This is a genomic window from Acidobacteriota bacterium (assembly GCA_039028635.1).
GTDB lineage: Bacteria > Acidobacteriota > Thermoanaerobaculia > Multivoradales > JBCCEF01 > JBCCEF01.
This window is the reverse complement of record JBCCHV010000024.1, coordinates 35,458-51,865: the sequence shown is the minus strand read 5'-3', so window position 1 is coordinate 51,865 and position 16,408 is coordinate 35,458. Positions and strand designations below refer to the sequence as shown.

General features: G+C 67.4%; 19 protein-coding genes. 4 read left to right on the top strand and 15 right to left on the bottom strand.

Annotation, left to right across the window (positions count from 1 at the left end):
* The first annotated feature begins 97 nt into the window (after window positions 1–97).
* Window positions 98–1,024, top strand: a complete 927-nt coding sequence (locus AAF604_11625; protein ID MEM7050303.1) for a 2-dehydropantoate 2-reductase — start codon at window positions 98–100, stop codon at window positions 1,022–1,024.
* A gap of 196 nt (window positions 1,025–1,220) precedes the next feature.
* Here the strand turns inward: AAF604_11625 and AAF604_11620 are convergent, their stop codons facing one another.
* From AAF604_11620 to AAF604_11565, 12 genes are all read right to left on the bottom strand, one after another.
* On the bottom strand, window positions 1,221–2,339 hold the full coding sequence (locus AAF604_11620; GenBank protein MEM7050302.1) for an MbnH family di-heme enzyme: 1,119 nt from the start codon (window positions 2,337–2,339) through the stop codon (window positions 1,221–1,223).
* Between the two features lie 131 nt (window positions 2,340–2,470).
* Window positions 2,471–3,103 carry a tetratricopeptide repeat protein gene (locus AAF604_11615; protein MEM7050301.1) on the bottom strand — a complete coding sequence of 211 codons (633 nt, stop codon included), beginning with the start codon at window positions 3,101–3,103 and terminating at the stop codon, window positions 2,471–2,473.
* Window positions 3,104–3,170: 67 nt separating this feature from the next.
* A complete protein-coding gene (locus AAF604_11610) occupies window positions 3,171–3,869 on the bottom strand; it encodes an SDR family oxidoreductase (GenBank protein ID MEM7050300.1) in 699 nt (232 codons plus the stop codon).
* A 24-nt stretch (window positions 3,870–3,893) separates the two neighbouring features.
* Window positions 3,894–5,090, bottom strand: coding sequence for a flavoprotein (locus tag AAF604_11605; GenBank protein MEM7050299.1), 1,197 nt, complete (start codon window positions 5,088–5,090; stop codon window positions 3,894–3,896).
* Window positions 5,091–5,108: 18 nt separating this feature from the next.
* Entirely contained in the window at window positions 5,109–5,921 is an 813-nt protein-coding gene (locus tag AAF604_11600) for an ATP-binding cassette domain-containing protein (protein MEM7050298.1), read from the bottom strand.
* Window positions 5,914–6,765: an ABC transporter permease subunit gene (locus AAF604_11595; GenBank protein MEM7050297.1), complete on the bottom strand. Its 852-nt coding sequence runs from the start codon at window positions 6,763–6,765 to the stop codon at window positions 5,914–5,916. Before AAF604_11595 ends, AAF604_11600 begins: the two co-directional genes overlap by 8 nt.
* Window positions 6,762–7,661 (bottom strand): phosphate ABC transporter permease subunit PstC, encoded by a 900-nt coding sequence (gene pstC / locus AAF604_11590; GenBank protein MEM7050296.1) that lies wholly within the window; start codon window positions 7,659–7,661, stop codon window positions 6,762–6,764. Before pstC ends, AAF604_11595 begins: the two co-directional genes overlap by 4 nt.
* The gene (locus AAF604_11585) at window positions 7,661–8,500 is read right to left on the bottom strand and encodes a phosphate ABC transporter substrate-binding protein (GenBank protein ID MEM7050295.1); all 840 of its coding nucleotides are present in this window, start codon (window positions 8,498–8,500) and stop codon (window positions 7,661–7,663) included. Before AAF604_11585 ends, pstC begins: the two co-directional genes overlap by 1 nt.
* Window positions 8,501–8,502: 2 nt before the next feature.
* A complete protein-coding gene (locus AAF604_11580; protein MEM7050294.1) occupies window positions 8,503–9,732 on the bottom strand; it encodes a methyltransferase domain-containing protein in 1,230 nt (409 codons plus the stop codon).
* Window positions 9,733–9,777: 45 nt separating this feature from the next.
* On the bottom strand, window positions 9,778–10,791 hold the full coding sequence (locus AAF604_11575; protein ID MEM7050293.1) for a metallophosphoesterase family protein: 1,014 nt from the start codon (window positions 10,789–10,791) through the stop codon (window positions 9,778–9,780).
* Window positions 10,792–10,807: 16 nt separating this feature from the next.
* A complete protein-coding gene (locus AAF604_11570; protein ID MEM7050292.1) occupies window positions 10,808–11,698 on the bottom strand; it encodes a radical SAM protein in 891 nt (296 codons plus the stop codon).
* 91 nt (window positions 11,699–11,789) lie between these two features.
* The gene (locus AAF604_11565) at window positions 11,790–12,554 is read right to left on the bottom strand and encodes a DUF2064 domain-containing protein (GenBank protein MEM7050291.1); all 765 of its coding nucleotides are present in this window, start codon (window positions 12,552–12,554) and stop codon (window positions 11,790–11,792) included.
* Between the two features lie 85 nt (window positions 12,555–12,639).
* Between AAF604_11565 and AAF604_11560 the strand changes: the two genes are divergently transcribed.
* The 3 genes from AAF604_11560 (at window position 12,640) to AAF604_11550 (ending at window position 14,614) form a co-directional block, all read left to right on the top strand.
* Window positions 12,640–13,047 (top strand): hypothetical protein, encoded by a 408-nt coding sequence (locus AAF604_11560; GenBank protein MEM7050290.1) that lies wholly within the window; start codon window positions 12,640–12,642, stop codon window positions 13,045–13,047.
* A gap of 187 nt (window positions 13,048–13,234) precedes the next feature.
* Window positions 13,235–13,798 (top strand): RNA polymerase sigma factor, encoded by a 564-nt coding sequence (locus AAF604_11555; protein ID MEM7050289.1) that lies wholly within the window; start codon window positions 13,235–13,237, stop codon window positions 13,796–13,798.
* 27 nt (window positions 13,799–13,825) lie between these two features.
* Window positions 13,826–14,614: a hypothetical protein gene (locus AAF604_11550; GenBank protein ID MEM7050288.1), complete on the top strand. Its 789-nt coding sequence runs from the start codon at window positions 13,826–13,828 to the stop codon at window positions 14,612–14,614.
* 260 nt (window positions 14,615–14,874) lie between these two features.
* Here AAF604_11550 and AAF604_11545 read toward each other — a convergent pair whose 3' ends face one another.
* From AAF604_11545 to AAF604_11535, 3 genes are all read right to left on the bottom strand, one after another.
* A complete protein-coding gene (locus AAF604_11545) occupies window positions 14,875–15,324 on the bottom strand; it encodes a hypothetical protein (GenBank protein ID MEM7050287.1) in 450 nt (149 codons plus the stop codon).
* A gap of 156 nt (window positions 15,325–15,480) precedes the next feature.
* On the bottom strand, window positions 15,481–15,675 hold the full coding sequence (locus AAF604_11540) for a hypothetical protein (protein ID MEM7050286.1): 195 nt from the start codon (window positions 15,673–15,675) through the stop codon (window positions 15,481–15,483).
* Window positions 15,676–15,990: 315 nt separating this feature from the next.
* Complete coding sequence (locus AAF604_11535) at window positions 15,991–16,308, bottom strand: hypothetical protein (GenBank protein MEM7050285.1); 318 nt, start codon at window positions 16,306–16,308, stop codon at window positions 15,991–15,993.
* Window positions 16,309–16,408: the final 100 nt, after the last annotated feature.

The window sequence follows — 16,408 nt, the reverse complement described above, 5'->3', positions numbered from 1 at the left end:
CAGGCGACGGAAAACGCAGCAGATTTCGGGACATAGGGACGCGCAGCGGAAAGCTGGTGAGAAGGGCGGGTTAGACGACAATGGAGATTCGAACCGCATGAGATTCGCAATCGTCGGTGCCGGAGCCGTCGGGCTCTACTTCGGTGGCCGCCTCGCCGCAGGCGGCCACGAGGTGACCTTCCTGGCCCGCGGCAAGACCCTCGCCGCCCTCCGCCGAGAGGGCCTCGAGCTCACCAGCCCGAAGGGCGATCTACACCTCGCCGACGTACGCGCCGAAGAGCGCCCCGAGGCCATCGGCGAGGTCGACGCGGTGCTGCTGGCGGTCAAGGCCTGGCAAGTGCCGGAGGTCGCTCCCAGCCTGCGACCGCTGGTCGGCCCGAACACCACCTTGCTGCCACTGCAAAACGGTGTCGAGGCCCCGGACCAGCTTCTCAAGCACTTTCCCGGTCGAGTGCTCGGTGGCCTGTGCAAGATCATCAGCGAGGCCACCGCCCCGGCGGTGGTGCGCCACCTCGGCGCCGAGCCGACCATCGCCCTCGGCGAGCTCGACGGCGCCGCCTCACCGCGGGTCGCAGACCTCGCCAGCGCCCTCGACGGAGCCGGCATCGTCGCCGAAACCCCCGACGACATCCGCAAGGCGATGTGGAAGAAATTCCTCTTCATCGCACCGGTCAGCGGCATCGGAGCCATCACCCGGGTGCCGCTCGGTGTCTTCCGCCAAATGGCCGAAACTCGCCAGCTGGTGCGCCGGTCGATGGAGGAAGTGGTGGCGGTGGCGCGCGCCCTGGGGATCGCCCTCTCCGACCACACCCTCGAAGCCACCCTCGCCTTTCTCGACGGCCTGCCGCCGGCAGGCACCGCTTCGATGCAGCGCGACCTGATGGCCGGCAGGCCTTCGGAGCTCGAATCGCAAACCGGCGCGGTGGTGCGATTGGCGGCTCAGGCCGGCGTCGAGGTGCCGGTCAACGACTTCCTCTACCGCTGCCTGCTGCCGAGCGAACGGGCCGCCCGACGCGAGTCCTGAGATTCGATTCCAGACAAAAAAAGAGGCCGCTGCGAATGGGGTTGCGCCACGCAGCGGCCTTTCTGAATTGCCGTCTGGCTCGTCCGCCGTCTCGAGACGGACTCACCGGACACCCCGGCTTGGATCGCCGCCCGCCCGCCACGGAAGGGGACCCCGCGCGGAAGGCCGTTTGGGGGCTACCCGACGGGGGGCCCGTTCAACGCGATCCGACTGGGAGTGTCGACAGCGCCGAAAACGTTTCATCACCCGGTGAAAAAAGTTTTCGCGCCGGCGCTCTCGGCCACGGATCGGCGAATCGTGGGTTGCTCAGGAAAGCCTCGTCGGTGAGCGACTCGAGGAATGCCACCAGCTCTTCGCGCTGCCCCGGAGCGAGCTCGAAGCCGGTCACCTGATCGCTTTGATTGCGGTGTCCTTGGCCACCCCGGGCATAGTGGTCGACCACCGCTGCCAGGCTCGGCAGGGCACCGTTGTGCATGTAGGGCGCGGTGACCGCGATGTTGCGCAGCGTGGGAGCGCGAAAGCGCCCGCCGTCCTCGGGACGGCCGGTGGTCCGGCGCAGTCCGGGGTTGGTGATCCGGTCCTCCCCATAGAGCCCATTGTTGTGAAAGATGGGCGGCGGCGCCGGCGCCCCACGAAAGGCCACCGGCCCCGAAAAGGTGAAGCCGGCGTGGCAGCGCGAGCACTTGAGGTCGTCCGAAAAGAATAGGTCCATGCCGCGCCGCGCCGCCGGCGAGAGGGCCGCCGAGTCGCCGCCGTAGACCAGGCGATCGTAGGGCGAATCGCCGGAATAGAGGATGCGCTCGAAGGCGGCGAGGGCGTGCACCACGTGATCGAGGCTCATCGGCCCCGGCTGGCGCGGAAAAGCCCGCGGCAGCAGGCGCCGATAAACCGGATCGCGATCGAGACGCGCCAACACTTCCTCTTCGTGGCCCGCCACCCCGAGCTCAATCGGAGCCTGATTGAGGATCGGTACCCGGGCCTGCTCTTCGAGGCTTCGCAGGTTGGGATCATCCCAGCCGAAGCTGACGTTGTAGGCGACGTTGGCGAGACTCATCGCGCCCCGCGGATGGGCCTGCCGGGTGGCGCCGATGGCGCGCCCCAAGCCATCCGTGAAGGCGAGCTCCTGGCGATGGCAGTCGGCGCATGAAGCCGAGCCGTTGAAGGACAGACGGCGGTCGTAGAAGAGGTGTCGGCCGAGCTCGATCTTGGCCGCCGTCAGGGGATTCCCGGCCGGCACCCGCGGCGGCGGGAAGGGCGCCGGCAGGACCTCGGCGAGCAGCGGCGCCGCGCTCTGGACGGAGGCCGGCGCGGCCACCGGTCCTCGAGGACCGGCACAGCCCGCCAGGAGAAATACGACCAGCAGAGCCCCGCGAGAAAGGGGCGAACAGCGGGGTCGGAAGCCGCCGCTGCCGCAGAGCGGCGGCGACTCCCGACGCAGGATCTGCGCTACCAGCGGCGGGTCGAGAGTTGCGACAGAGAGGCCGTCTGCGAGGCGATCTTGGCGCGCTCCGCAACCCAGGAGGCGAAGCCTTCTTCACCGGGGTTGCTCTCGAGCCAGGTCTGCATCGCCGCCAACAGCTCGTCGGCACGCGCCCGGTCGAGGGTGAAGAGGCTCAGGTAGGCCTCCTTGGCATCTTCCAGGCGACCCAGGCCGAGGTAGGCCTCGCCGCGATACTCGATCGCTTCGGCGTAGGTCGGAGCGAGCTCGAGGGCCTGGTTGTAGGCCCGCAGCGAGTCTTCGTAGTCACCCACCTTGCGCAGGGCGTAACCCAGGCTGCTGTAGGCCTGGTGAAAGCGCGCGTTCTTCGAGGTCGCTTCGGAGAAGCGCTCGGCGGCCTTGCGGTAGGTCTTCTCGATCTTGGCCGCCACCTTGTCGCGCTCGGCTCCGGAGAGACCCTGGGCCTTCTCTTCGAGGGACCAGGCCTTGTCGCGCAGCTCGAGACCACGGTTGTAGAGCTCCTTGGCTTCTTCCGCCGGCGACTTGGTCGGTGCGGTCGGTGCCGATGAGCCGCCGGCCGCCCACAGGGCCATCGGCAGCAGAGAGACCAGCAGGGCGATCAATAGCGTCTTGCGGAACATCCGTTTCTCCTTCCCAGAGCGATCAAAGGGCAGTCGCGATGCGCTCCGAATTATAGCCCGACGGCGATCACACGGAGCGCGTCAGGCCGCCGTCGACGCGCAGGCTCTGACCGGTGATGTAGGCGGAGTCGGAAGTCAGCAGGAAGGCCGCCGTCTTGGCGACCTCGCGCACCGAGCCGGGACGGCCGACGGGAATCTCGCGCAGCGTCTCTTCGTCGACCTCGTAGCTGTCGATGTAGCCCGGCAGCAGATTGTTCATGCGCACCCCGGCCGAGGCATAGCGGTCGGCATAGAGCTTGGCGAAGGCACCGACAGAGGCGCGCAGGGCCGACGACAGGGGAAAGTCGAGGGATGGCTCGACCGCTCCGAAGGTCGAGATGTTGACGATCGAGCCACCGCGCTCGACCAGAGCGGGAGTCACCGCCCGCGCCATGCGCACCACGTTGAGCACCACCAGATCGAGCGCGTCGTGCCACTCGACGTCGGCGAACTCGAGGAGCTCGCCGCGCGGCGGATGGCCGGTGTTGTTGACCACGCCGTCGAGCTGACCGTAGCGCTCGAGAGTGGCATCCACCAGACGCTCGACGTCGGCTTGCTCAGTCACCGAACCGCGCAAGGCAAGGGCACCGCACTCTTCGGCGACCGCATCGACCTCGCCGGAGCGCGCCATCAGGGCGAGGGACCAGCCGCGCCGGCTGAGCTCGCGCGCACAGGCGGCGCCCATGCCGCGACCGGCGGCGGTGACGATGGCAACGGGTTGGCTCATGGTTGGCGATCTCCTGGCAAGGCCTCAGGCGGCCCTGTCGCGCGCCCACAGGGCGAAGACCTCGTCGACCTGCTCCCAGCCGAGGCGCATCAGAAACGTCGGGTTGCGGCCGTAGGACTTGCTGCCCAGCAGAAAGAAGCCAGGCTCCGGATTGAGCAGCGAGTCGCCGCCGTGACCGGTTTGGTCCAGGCAATCTCCGCCGGCCGAGCCGAGCAGCGCCGCCGCCAGCTTCATCGGGCCGGCAGTGGCATAGCACTCGTGAACCTGGAGCTGCCGGTAGAGACGATGATCGCCGACGTAGCCGGTTAGCGAAAGAATGCGGTCGACCACCACCGTTTCGACCCTGTCGTCGCGGCGCCGCAAGGTCACCCGCCAGCGATCTGCCTCGGCCTCGAGGGCCTCGACGACGACGCCGAAGCGGGTCTCGACGGCCGGCGAGGCAGCGCGCGACAGGGCTCCGGCCGTGGCGGCGAGGGCGGCGCGCTCGGGCAGCGGATCGTCCTCCGGCGGAGGCGGCAGGGGGTCTTCTCGCCGCAGCGCCCACAGCACCCGGGTCCCGGGCTCCCGCTCCGCCAGCTCGGCGAGATCGCGCACCGCCGTCTGCGCCGAGTAGCCGGCACCGACCAGCAGGGTGGTGAGACCAGCCCAGGAGCTGTCGATGCGAGGGATCTGGCGCTCGATGGCGCCCTCGGCGGCGGCCTCGCCGGGAGCCGCAATGCCGCCGTCGCCGAGCTGATTGGGGCAGTCGTAGGTGCCGGTGCAATCGAGCACCCGGTCGGCACGGTCGATGCGCTCGCCGCCGCTGGCGTCACGAATCAACAAGCGGAAGGGGCGCTCGGCGCGGCGCCCGGTGCCGATCTCGTCGCTCTTGACCAGGCCGTCGCGACTGACCGCCACCACCCGCTCCCCCAGCCGAAGGTGAGGGGCGATGCTCGGCTGGGCGGCGAGCGGCTCGAAAAGGCGCTCCACCAGCTCCTCCCCAGTGGGGCAAGTGTCGTCCGCCGGCAGCTCGAGGCCAACGGCGGCGAGAAGGCGGCGAGCGCGCGGTGACACGTTGAGGCTCCAGGGCGAGAACAGCCGTACGTGGCCCCACGAGCGCACCGCCGCCGCCACGCCGTCGCCGGCCTCGTAGAGCGCGAAGGGATAGCCACCCTCGGCAGCGGCGAGGGCGGCCTCGAGGCCCACCGGGCCGGCTCCCAGAATCGCTAACTTCGGCTTCATCGCAAATACTCCTTTTCTCTAGGGTAACCCGCGCAACGCATTCTGCGCCCCTTCGTCGGGAATCTCTTGAAGAGTCTTGCCCACCGGTCGCAGCCCAGGAGCCTGCGGCGCCGCAGACACAACGTCGAGGGAGCCCGCCGGCCTCGTCTCCCCCGCCCCCTCGACCAAAGCCATCTCGACCACCCGATCGGCGATGCGCTCGGCCTGTCCGGGATCGTGGGTCACCACCACCACCGCCCGGCCCGCCTTGAGGCTCGCCAAGCGCTCTTCGATCTTGCGGGTCGAGGCTGGATCTAGAGCGCTGGTGGGTTCGTCCATCAGCAGCACGTCCGGATCGAGGGACAAAACCCGAGCCAGGCAGAGACGTTGCTGTTGACCGACCGAGAGCTGATCGGCGGGCTCGGCCAGTCGATCCGCCACCTCGTCCCACAGGGCGGCCTCGCGCAGCGCTTGGTGCGCCCTCTCGCGCCGCTCGCCGGCGGTCAGGCGGCGGGTGTGACGCAACCCGAAGGTGACGTTGTGCTCGATCGAGCCGGGGAAGATCACCGGCTGCTGGAACAGCATGCCGATGCGGCCGCGCAAAGCGTCCGGATCGACCCGGCGCTGGTAGATGGGCTCGCCGTCGAGAAAGACCTGGCCCTCGACGCGCAGCCCCGGGCTCAGCTCCACCAGCCGGTTGAGACAGCGCAGCAGAGTCGTCTTGCCGGCTCCGGACGGCCCCATCAGGCAGACCACCCGGTGGCGCGGCGCCTCCAGATCCACCGCACGCAGCAAGACCCGCGACGACGTCCGCACGGTCAGCCCCCGCGCCACCAAGAGGGGCTCAGCCACGGTAGGCCTCCTCGCGCAATCTCAGCCGGGCCGGCAGAGCGATCGAGGCGAGCCCCGCCACCAGCAGGACGAGGACCAGGGCGGCGCCCCACAACCGGGCCCCGGCTCCGGGATCGAGGGAGTCCTGAGCCAGCACGAAGATGTGGTAGGGCAGCGCCAGCACGGGGTTGTCGCGAATGCCGTCGGGCACCGTCGCACCGGAGAAGATCGCCGCCGTGAACAGGATCGGCGCGGTCTCGCCGGCGGCGCGGGCGAGACCGAGCAGGGCACCGGAGACCAGACCACCGAAGCTCTGCGGCAGGATCACCGCCCGCACCACGCGATCGCGCGACAGCCCGAGGCCGTAGGCCGCCTCGAGATAGCGCCCGGGAATCGCCCGCACGCGCTCGGCGAAGGCGACGGTGAGGGTGGGCAAGATCATCATGGCGAGCACGATGCCGCCAGCCAGCCAGGACTTGCCCCAGTCGAGGGCGCGCGAGAAGAAGGCTATGCCGGCGAGGCCGAAGAGGATCGACGGGATGCCGTTGGCGACGTACAGGGCGAGGTCGAGGCGGCGAGCCGAGGCAGCTTTCAGATAGACCGTCGAGAGCAGGCCGAGGGCCACCGCCAGCGGCACCGCGAAGGCCGCCGCGGTGGCGATCAAGAGCCCGGTGCCCAGGATCTGATAGCGCAGGCCGCCGGCGGCACCGGCCCGGCTCGACGCCTCGCTGAGCAGCTCCCAAGACAGCACCGGTCCCCCGCGCAGCAACAGCACCGCGAGCAGGGCGACGAACAGGCCGAGGGCGAGCAGCGCACTGGCACCGGCGTAACAGCTCAAGGCGCGATCCCGCCAGCGGCCGCTCATCGCCGCCGCCAGCGATTCGGCAGAGCCGCCACCAGATGACCGGCCAGGGTCACCGTGAGGGTGATGCCGAGCAGCACCAGGCCAAGGCCGACGATGGCGGCCCAGTGCAGGGAATCACCGTAGGCGAGAAAGGTCTCCGAGCCGCCGAGCTTGCTGGTCAGGGTTTGGCCGGGCTCGATCAGCGGCGCCGGCGACCAGAGACGCTCCGGCCACTGGTTGTCCTGCCGACCGACCACCAGGAAGACCGCGATGGTCTCGCCGAGGGCGCGACCGAGGGCGAGCAGCACCGCCGCCACCAGACCCGGCCAAGCCTGCGGTAGCGCAATCCGAAGCACCGTTTGGCCATGGGTCAAACCGAGGGCGCGAGCCGCCCGGCGCTGCCCGGCGGAGACCCCGGCGAGGGCGTCATCGGCAAAGGTCATGACCGTCGGCAGAATCATCACGGCGAGCAGAAGCCCGGCGGTCAGCAGGCTGTCCCCGGAGAGGGGATCGAAGGGCTCGAGGGCGCGGTAGACCAGGTCGCGCAGCAGCAGCACGCCGAGCAGGCCATAGACCACCGACGGCACCGCCGCCAGCAGCTCGACGGTGGTCTTGAACAACCATCGGGCCCGCGGGCCGAGATACTCGGCGCTGAACAGTGCGGCACCGATGCCGATCGGGGCCGCCAACGACAGGGCAACGGTGGCGACGGCCACGGTGCCGTAGATCATCGGCAGCGCGCCGAACTCCTGGACGCGAAAGAACCAGCGCTCCCCGAACAGGTAGGACAGCAGGCCCTGATGGCGCCACAGCGGCAAACTCTCGGCCACCAGCAGCAGCACCTGGGCGGCAAAGAAGGCCGCCGCCAGCAAGCCGCAGGCCCAGCTCCACAGGGCGATGCCGCCGAGACGCTGCATCAGCGAGCGAGGTCACCCAGACTGAGATAGCCGCTCTCCTCGACCAGCCCTTGACCTCGGGGGCTGAGCAGGAAGTCGACCATCAGGCGCGCCTCGCCCCGCGGATCGCCGTTGGTGATCACCAGGAGCGGCCGCGACAAGGGGTAGGAACCGGCCTCCAGATGATCGCGGCTGGGCTCCACGGCGGTGCCGTCGTCGGCGATCAGGGGAACGGCGAAGAGGGACCGCTGATCGGTCCAGGCGACGGAGATCTGGGTGATCGCGCCGCGGGTCGAGCGCACCTTGTTGCGCCCCTCCTCGTTCGAGCCCACCTCCGGCAGGCTGACCAAGGGTGCCCGATCGGCATCGCCGTAGAGCCAGTCGGCGAAGACCTCCCAGGTGCCGCGACCGGGCTCCTTGTTGAAGAAAGCCACCCGGCGATCGGGGCCGCCGATCTCGCGCCAGTTGCGGATCGTGCCCTCATAGAGACCGCGCACCTGCTGCCGCGTCAGGGTGCGAAGGCCGCCTTCCCAAACATCGCGCGACACCGCCAGAGCGACAGCGTCGTAGCCGATCGGCACGGGCTGAAAGCGGGTGCCGGGAAAGCGCTCACGGTCCTTCGCCGACAGCGGCCGCGACGACATGCCGATCTCGACCCGTCCATCGCCGAGGGCGGCGATGCCGCCGGAGCTGCCACCCTGAGTGTCGACCAAGATCTTCAGGCCCTGTTCCGCCTGCAGGATCTCGGCGGCCCGCACCACCACCGGGTTGACGGTGGTCGAGCCGTTGATCCGCAGGGCGCTCGCCGGCAGCGCCAACAGGGCAATGCCGACGATGAGAAGGAATCCGCGTCGCAGCATGCTCAGCAGCAGTCTCCACCGGGCTCGCAGCCGCCCGCGGCCTCGATGGTGGCGTCGTAATCCATGCCTTTGGTCTCGCGCGGGTGCCGGTGCACGGTGCGGCTGCAATCGAAGGGCTCCGCCGCTTCGAGGGGAATCTCGAGGCGCGGCTCGATGGCCTCGAACATGCCGCGATAGGGCTCGCGCTGGTAAAGGCGATAGGTCTTCTCGCACACCGCGTAGCGCTCGCCGCGCACCATGCGATGGCCATCGTCGTCGGTCACCTCGAGGAAGGGGCCCTTGTAGATCACCGCCTGGTTGCGCTCCCAGCAAGGGCCTTCCTTGCCCTTGAAAGCCTCCAGGGTCAAAGAGCGGAACTCGATGCCCTGCACCGTTTGCCAGGCCTCGACCTGCCGCTCGAGGATGCGGACACCATGGAACCCGGCCTCCTGAAAGGCCTCGAGGAAGCCACTCTCGGTGAGGGCACCGGAGATGCAGCCGCTCCACAGCTCGGGATCCCTCTGCAACGACTCGGGCACCGGCTCGTCGCTCACGATGTCCGAGATCACCGCTCGGCCGCCATTGCGCAGCACCCGGTAGATTTCGCCGAAGAGCTGCCGTTTGTCGGCGCCGGCGACCAGGTTGAGAACACAGTTCGAGACCACCACATCCACCGAGTCGCTGGCCACCATCGGCTCTTCCTGACGCAGCCGGTCGAGGGTCTCCTGGGCCGCCAACAGATGGGCCGCATCGCTCACCGGCCGAGCCGCGAGCTCGCGATCGAGGCGGTCGAGATCGAGGCCGAGGTCTTGAATCCGGCCGCGTCGGAAGTCGACATTGCCGTACCCCAGCCGTTCCGCCACCACCGGCGCCGCCTGCCGCGCCACGGAAAGCATTTCGGGGGTCATATCGACTCCGATCACGCGGCCCTCGGGACCGACCACCTGCGAGGCGATGAAACAGATCTTGCCGGTGCCGCTGCCGAGATCGAGCACCGTCTCACCGGCGGCCAGGTAGCGACTCGGATCGCCGCAGCCGTAGTCGCGCTCGAGCACTTCCTGGGGAATCACCTCGAGGTAGCGCGGGTCGTAGTCGATCGGACAGCAGAGGGACGCTTCCTGGGCCTGAGCCCCAGCGGCATAGCGTTGGCGCACCGCCGCCTCGGCTTGGCCGGCCGACGCCGTGGGGTCCGGTGAGCTGGCGTCCACGGCCCCGTGGTCGAGAGCGTTTTCGACGGTTGGTTCGATAGTCATGGGAAATCCCTCCGCGGATCTCTTCGGTAGATGTTGAGACTTGGGTCAGTGTTTCGAGGACGCCCGCTCCCGCGGCGGCAGAATCTCCAGGCAGGTCGTCCACCATCCCGTCAGGATGGTCTCGACGAACTCCTCCGGCAGCTCTTCGCGGCGCATCTCCTGCGCCAGGGCCTGGTGGTCGTAGACGAGCGGCACCAGCTCGACCTCGAGGTCGCCGGAGCGCTCCTCCAGCATGGCGAACCAGACTCGCGAATCGCCATCGTTGGCGGGTCGACCGATCACGCCGACATTGATCGCATCGCGGCCCGACGGCAGCCGGCGATGCCAGTGCAGGCCGGTGTGGGTGCAGAGCAAACCGTCGCAGGCGTTCTGGTCGAGCAGGACTTCGAGAAACGCTGCCGGCGCCGACGAGGCGAACAGGAACTCGTTGATGCGCCGCGGCGAGCCGTGCACCAGCAGCAGCTCGCGGCAGCCGACCCGAACCCGCCGCTGGAGCGGCAGCTCACCCATCCAGGCCTTGAACTCGGCCGAGCAGTTCTGGTCCGTGTAGCCGTAGGAAATGCGCGCAAAGTGGTTGTCGCGCGGATCCGTGTAGCCGCAGTTGCAGTCCTCGCGGCCACTGGCCAGAGACTCTTCGTAATTGCCCTGGATGGTGCGCACGGCACCTTGCTCGAGCAGCGGCCAGACCTTTTCCGGGCTCGGCCCGAAGCCGCCCAGATCGCCCAGGCAGTAGATCGCTTCGGCACCGCGCCGGGTGGCCTCCTCGAGGACCGCCGCCAGGGCCTGATGATTGTTGTAGACGCCGCCGAAGACGGCGATTCGGCTCCACGGCCCTTCGACCGAAATCGCCGTCGGCTGAGCGGCGCGATAACCGTGCACCGCTTCTTGGCGCTGTTCCGGCGACAGGCGGTGACCGGCTTGCTCGACGGCATCGCGAAACTCGCCGAGGGGCACCAGCTTCTCGCCCCAGGTCGCCAGGCCCCGGTGACGGGTCAGCTTGGCGCGCTCGGCGGCGCGCTGCCGGCGCCGTTCCTGGTCTTCGGGAATGCGATTCGCCATCGTCTCGGCCTCGTCCTCAGGTCCGGCAGCTGACGCCGAAAACGTGGCAGGTCCAGCACGCCGGGTGCTCGAGGGGGAAAGTGTCGAGGGTATCCGCCAAGCGTTCCCCCATCTTGCCCTCAGGCTCGTTCACCAGAATCGGGCAGACCCACACGCCGTGGTCCGTCACCATGCGACAGGCGCTGCACTGCAGGTGCTCCCAACTTCCGTCCGGGGCGTCGATGCCGCGCAGCTTCTGCCAGCTCTCGTAGGCGCCGCCGCGCTCCGCTTCGGAGCCGATCTGAAACACCGGCAGCACCTTGAGGCGAGGCTTGTCGGCTCCCAACCCGCGCAGCAGCTCGAAAAAGCGCGCCTTGCCCGCCTCGGTGCCCGAGTCGCCGTAGACCTCGGTGACCGTCAGGACCGGATTGAGGCCGACGTCGAGCAGCCGGCGCACCGCCGCGAGAACGCGATCGAAGGTGCCCACGCCGCGAATCGCGTCGTTGGTCGCGGCGTCGTAGCCATCGAGGGAAACGCGCACGTCGAGGGAGTATTCGGAGCCGTCCTGTAGGCCCTTCAGCCGCTGGCAGCGGCCCTCGTCGAGGAGCAGGCCGTTGGTCAGCACGCTGGCCGGCCCCACCGCCAGGGCGGCTTCCAGGATGGCCTCCATCTGCGGGTTCAGGAACGGCTCGCCGCCGGTGAAGTAGAACTCCTTGACCCCCAGCAGCGCCGCCTCGTCGAGGTAGCCCTGCACCTTCTCGAGGGACATCATCTGGTGGGTCTTGTTGGTCGGCGAGCAAGAGATGAAGCAGTGACTACAGGCCAGGTTGCAGACCGTGCCGGAAACTTGGAACCAAAGCGTGTCGAGCGCCGTCAGGTGGACTTCCGGCGCCGGCAGGCCGTCTTGTGGATAAGCAGACTCGGTCATTCGTCGATCCCTCGAGCACAGACCTCCGGAGCAGTCGGAGGACTACGCGAAAGCGCGGCCCACGACGGGGCGACGCGCAGCCATCAAAGCGTCAGATCGTGGCGGAGGCGGACGCCGGGATCGGCGGGGCGCGGGCCAGTGAGAAAGCGACCGGGGCTTGCAGCGGTCTGCCGAGACGACGCGGACAAGCAGGGCGAATCCACCGGGCCAGCAGGCGGCGCAGAGTGACCGCCAGAGGCGCGAGGTCGGCGACGAAGTGGCGCGATCCGAGCCAGCGCTGAAGGTCCGCCGGACCGTCGACGTCGTGCAGCGGATCGAGCTCGACCACCTCGCGGCCGAGGGCCTCGAGGGCCTGGCGCAGACTTCGCGAGGTGTCGCGGCGACACCAGCGAACCTCTTCCGCAAGACCGGGAACGGGGGTGGCGGTGGCGATCAAGTAGACACCACCATCGCGGCTCGGCCCCAGCACCACCCGGTCCGGACGGGAGGCCAGCAAGGCCAGGGCCCGCCGCAGATGGCCGGCCCCGAATGCCGGCGAGTCGGCACCGACGGCGACCACCGGTCCCGAGCTGGTCTCGAGGGCGGCAGCGAAAGCCGCCGCAAAGCGACTGCCGAAGTCGTGACCGACCTGCGACCGATGGCGAACGTCACCGCCGAGGGCGAGCGGCGCCGGTGTCGAAACCTCCAGACAACAGCCCAACTGGCGCCCGATGTCGAGGGTCGCCGCCAGCCAGGCCCGCCGCAGCTCGACCTCGCGGGCGCGCAACGGCGCCGGCAGGAGAGGCCGTCGATCGACCTCGCGATCGGCGCCGAGGGTGAAGACGAGAAGCGTGGGCTGGGAGCGGCGCGAGTGCATGTTCAATGGTCCATACGCCGCCAGCCGCTGAACGGATTACCGGTGACCGGAGGGCATCGGACACGAGCCAATATACCGCGCCTCAGTGAGTTATCATGCCTCCACATTGCGACGCTTCTATCTTTGGGCCCTGCCGCTGCTGATTCTGGCCATCGCCTTTTTCCAGAGCGTGGTGGAAAACCCGACGGCCCAAGTTCCAGCCACCACCGTGGTCGGTGCCTGGGTTCTCGAGGCGATCGCCCTCACCGCCCTCTTCGCGCTGCTCGCCGAGCGCGGCGGCAACCTGCTCCTCACCGGCCTCTACGCCGGATGGATCGGATGGCTCTTTCGCGGTCCGGTGGCCGTGCTGGCTGCGGCCGCCGCCGGCGCTCCACCGCGCCCGCTCCTCTGGCCTCTGGCCCAGCGCAGCCTGTTGCTCTACACCATCGCGGGCCTCTTGCTCGCGGCCGCGGCCTGGGCATCGGGATTGCGCAAACGTTCCGACCAGCCTTGAGGCAGGCCCTCATTTAGCTATTTGAATGTTTCGAGCGGAGTTATACTCCGCCCTGCATCGGGCGTCCCGCAGCAGGGTCGCCATGCATTCCGTCGGGGCACCCCGGCTCCAGAAGCAACTCGCACCAACCACGGGACTTCGATCCCTGATCGGGCAACCGAGAACTGACCCGCCATCGACCGCTGCCGTGATCGACCCTCCCGCCACCGACGAAGAGCTCTTCGAGGTCTACGCCCCGCTGCTTTTGCGGTACTTCCGGCGCAATCTCGGCAAACGCGGAACCTTTGAAGATACTGAAGACCTCACCCAACTCACGCTAAACAGCATCATAAGAAGTAGGGACACATTCGAGGGTCGATCCAGCTTCACGACCTGGGTCTACTCGATCGCGGCCAACAAGCTCAAAGAGTTTCTGCGATCCGGGAACACCCTCAAACGTAGGCACGACGAGGTCTCCTTGGATCTCGTCTTCGACGAAGCGGAAGGGGTCGAAGATCCCCACGAAGACCCCGAAAGGGCGCTGCAAAGTCGCGAGAAGATCGAACAGGTAGAGCGCTGTCTCGATCAGCTCTCCAGAAGGCAGCGGGAAGTGGTGCTGCTCCGTAGCTGGGGGCAGAGCTACAGCGAGATCGCCAAGGCCCTCGGCATCTCCCGCGACGCGGTCAAGAGCCATCTCTCGACCGGCCGACAGCGACTGCGCCGTTGTCTCGATGCCGCGGAATCGGAGCCAACGGACCAGGACACGGACTGAAGCCCAGGACTTGTGACAGGTGCCGCCATGGAAGAGAAAGACCAAGAGCTCGACCAGATTCTCGAAGAGCTGAGAGAGCATCAAATTCGCCGGCACGTGAGCGAAGCGGATCTCCATTGCTTCTCCGAGGGCGACCTGTCGCGCCTCGATGAGCTTCGGATCGCCGCCCACCTCGAAAGGTGCGAGAGCTGTCGCGAGCTGCTCGCAGAGATCACCGCACCGCCTTCGCCGGAAGAAGCCGCGGCACTGGCGAGAATCCGTTCTCGCGTCCTCGGTCCTCCCCAAAGGGCGTCCGCCAACAGAGGCGAAGCTGCCGCCGACTCCGTCCAACCAGCACCCGCGGCCGCCGCCGCGGCGGCCCACGGATCCACCAAGTGGCTCTACGCCGGCCTCGCCGCCTGCATCGCTCTGGTCACCCTGGTGACTTTGCTCTCCCGACCGCAGCCGGCGGAGGTCGCTCAAGTGAGAGTGTCTGCTGATAGACCTTCGGTCGGAGCAGTCTCCGAGCCAACCGACCGGCTTCGTGGCCCTGAGAACGAGATCACCTGCTTACAGCACAGTTCTGCTGCCGTCGGAGCTGTGGGGGTCCAGCCGAACCGAATCGCGGGCAGCGGCGCCCAGACCCTCGAGATTCAAGTGCTCGATGCTCGGGACCAGATTCTTGCGCAAGGTTCGATCGCATGGGATGGTCATAGCGAGTTCTTCGTCACGCTGCCACCAACGGACTTAGCGCCCGCCAGCTACGCTGTCCAAGTGACCGCCCAAGACGGTTCGAACCGCGACTTCCAGGACTTCGAGATCTGCCCCGAACCATAGATTCGAACCATTCTGCTCCTCGTCTCTTCCGACAAGGGAGAGAAATCCGGCAAACCGTAGAGCTGAGTTGCGTTCTCTACCTCTTGCTACTGGTGCCGGTGCTTTTCGCCGTCGCCTGCGGTCCAGGCCTGCCCTTTCTCGCCGGCGACGAGACCTTTGAGACGTCGATCTATCTAGCGGCCGGCGAAACAGCTCGCCTCGAGGTAGAGCAGCATGGAGTTGATGTCGAGTTGATCCCTGTCACTCCGAAGTCAGGGGAGCTACCAGCGGTCGATTCCTTTCTTCCGCAGCACGACCGCGGGCTTGAAATGGTTCACTTCGTAGCCATGGAATCGGGCGAGTACAGAGTCCGCCTCCACGCCTTCGCCAGCGAACCAGGAGGCCACTATCGACACCGGTGGTCGACTCCGAGAACGGCAACGTTCGCAGACCAGACCCTTGAGCGAGCCGAACGCCACCTTACAGCAGCGGAGAAACTCCGGCAGGCGAATAACCTGCGAGAAGCTTGCGGCGACTTCGGTTCGACCGTCGAGGAGCTCGAGAAGATCGGCGCTCGCCGCAACGACGGAACCTTGTCGCCTGATCTGCTGTCGCAGCTTACTGGCACTGCCGACGACCGACTCTTGGCTTCTGCGCCAGCTGTGAGTCAAGTCTTCGGATCGGCTTTCAATCCCGGCACACCTCTTTCCGTAGTCCGAGCGACGCTCCAACGCGAAGCCTACTCCCGCCGCTACCTCGGTGAGTGCGCCTGGTACCAAGGGGCAAGCTCACAGGCAGTTTCATACTTTTCCCAGGCCGCCGAGCTCTTTGGCACCATCGGGTCTCTCTGGGCACAAGCGACGGCTGAGAACCAGCGCGGTGAAGTTCTACGCATGATCGGCCGCTTCCGTGAGGCCGAGGAGATACACCGCGCGAATCTTCCTCGCCGTCGCCTCGCCGAAGACGAGTTGGGAGAGGCCATCACCAACAACAACCTCGGCATCGTTCTCAATGCGATCGGCGCCCTGCGCGAAGCCGGAGATCAGTTCCTCGCTGCCCTCACTGCCTTCGAAGGGCTCCAAGACCGTCGATCGGAAGACATCGCCAAAGTCCTCAACAATCTGGGCGACAACCTCGCGCTTCGAGGCGACACTCGGGGTGGGATCCAGCGCTTCGAGCAGGCGCTCGCTGAAGAACCCTCGGCGGCCCTCCAGGGAACACTCCTCAATCGCCTAGCGCAATTCGAAGCAGCCCGTGGGGAGCTACAGAAAGCCGCAGCCCTCTTTGGCCGAGCCCTCGAGAAGCGGCAACAATCCAAAGATCGTCGAGGTGAAGCAACGACTCTCCAAGATCTCGGCCAACTCGCCATCGCTGCTGGACGGATCGAGGAAGGGAGATCAAGACTCGAAGAGGCAAGAAGCTTGTCCGATCAGCTCGGAGACAAAGGCAATCTCGCCCTCGTCCTTAACAAGCTCGGCCATCTGGAGTTGCGCGATCAAGATTCGACCTCCGCAGAAGAGCTGTTCAGCCAAGCGATCGAAGTTCTCGAATCGTCCGCCTTGCAGCGGGGGCTCGCCGAGGCCTATGAGGGCCTTGCGCGCTCGGTCCGCTATCGAGATCCCGAGAAGGCCGCAGAGATTGCCGATAAGGCCGTCGATGAATATGGCGAGCTTCGCCTCCTCGGCCTGGATCTCGAAGCACGCCAGCAGCTCCATCGCCGAAGCCTGTCAGCCTTCGAGCTCGCGATCGATACCCGAATGGAGCTCGAACGCCTGAGCCCCGAGGAAGGGCATCAAGAGCAGGCATTCGCTCTTC

Coding starts and splice junctions, on each gene's coding strand:
- AAF604_11625 (MEM7050303.1), top strand. CDS start 98: ATGAGATTCGCAATCGTCGGTGCCGGAGCCGTCGGGCTCTACTTCGGT.
- AAF604_11615 (MEM7050301.1), bottom strand. CDS start 3,103: ATGTTCCGCAAGACGCTATTGATCGCCCTGCTGGTCTCTCTGCTGCCG.
- AAF604_11610 (MEM7050300.1), bottom strand. CDS start 3,869: ATGAGCCAACCCGTTGCCATCGTCACCGCCGCCGGTCGCGGCATGGGC.
- AAF604_11605 (MEM7050299.1), bottom strand. CDS start 5,090: ATGAAGCCGAAGTTAGCGATTCTGGGAGCCGGCCCGGTGGGCCTCGAG.
- AAF604_11595 (MEM7050297.1), bottom strand. CDS start 6,765: ATGAGCGGCCGCTGGCGGGATCGCGCCTTGAGCTGTTACGCCGGTGCC.
- pstC (MEM7050296.1), bottom strand. CDS start 7,661: ATGCAGCGTCTCGGCGGCATCGCCCTGTGGAGCTGGGCCTGCGGCTTG.
- AAF604_11585 (MEM7050295.1), bottom strand. CDS start 8,500: ATGCTGCGACGCGGATTCCTTCTCATCGTCGGCATTGCCCTGTTGGCG.
- AAF604_11580 (MEM7050294.1), bottom strand. CDS start 9,732: ATGACTATCGAACCAACCGTCGAAAACGCTCTCGACCACGGGGCCGTG.
- AAF604_11575 (MEM7050293.1), bottom strand. CDS start 10,791: ATGGCGAATCGCATTCCCGAAGACCAGGAACGGCGCCGGCAGCGCGCC.
- AAF604_11570 (MEM7050292.1), bottom strand. CDS start 11,698: ATGACCGAGTCTGCTTATCCACAAGACGGCCTGCCGGCGCCGGAAGTC.
- AAF604_11565 (MEM7050291.1), bottom strand. CDS start 12,554: ATGCACTCGCGCCGCTCCCAGCCCACGCTTCTCGTCTTCACCCTCGGC.
- AAF604_11550 (MEM7050288.1), top strand. CDS start 13,826: ATGGAAGAGAAAGACCAAGAGCTCGACCAGATTCTCGAAGAGCTGAGA.
- AAF604_11535 (MEM7050285.1), bottom strand. CDS start 16,308: ATGGAGCTGCTGGCGTGCTTCGAGATCCAGGCCGAGGAGGCGAAGCTC.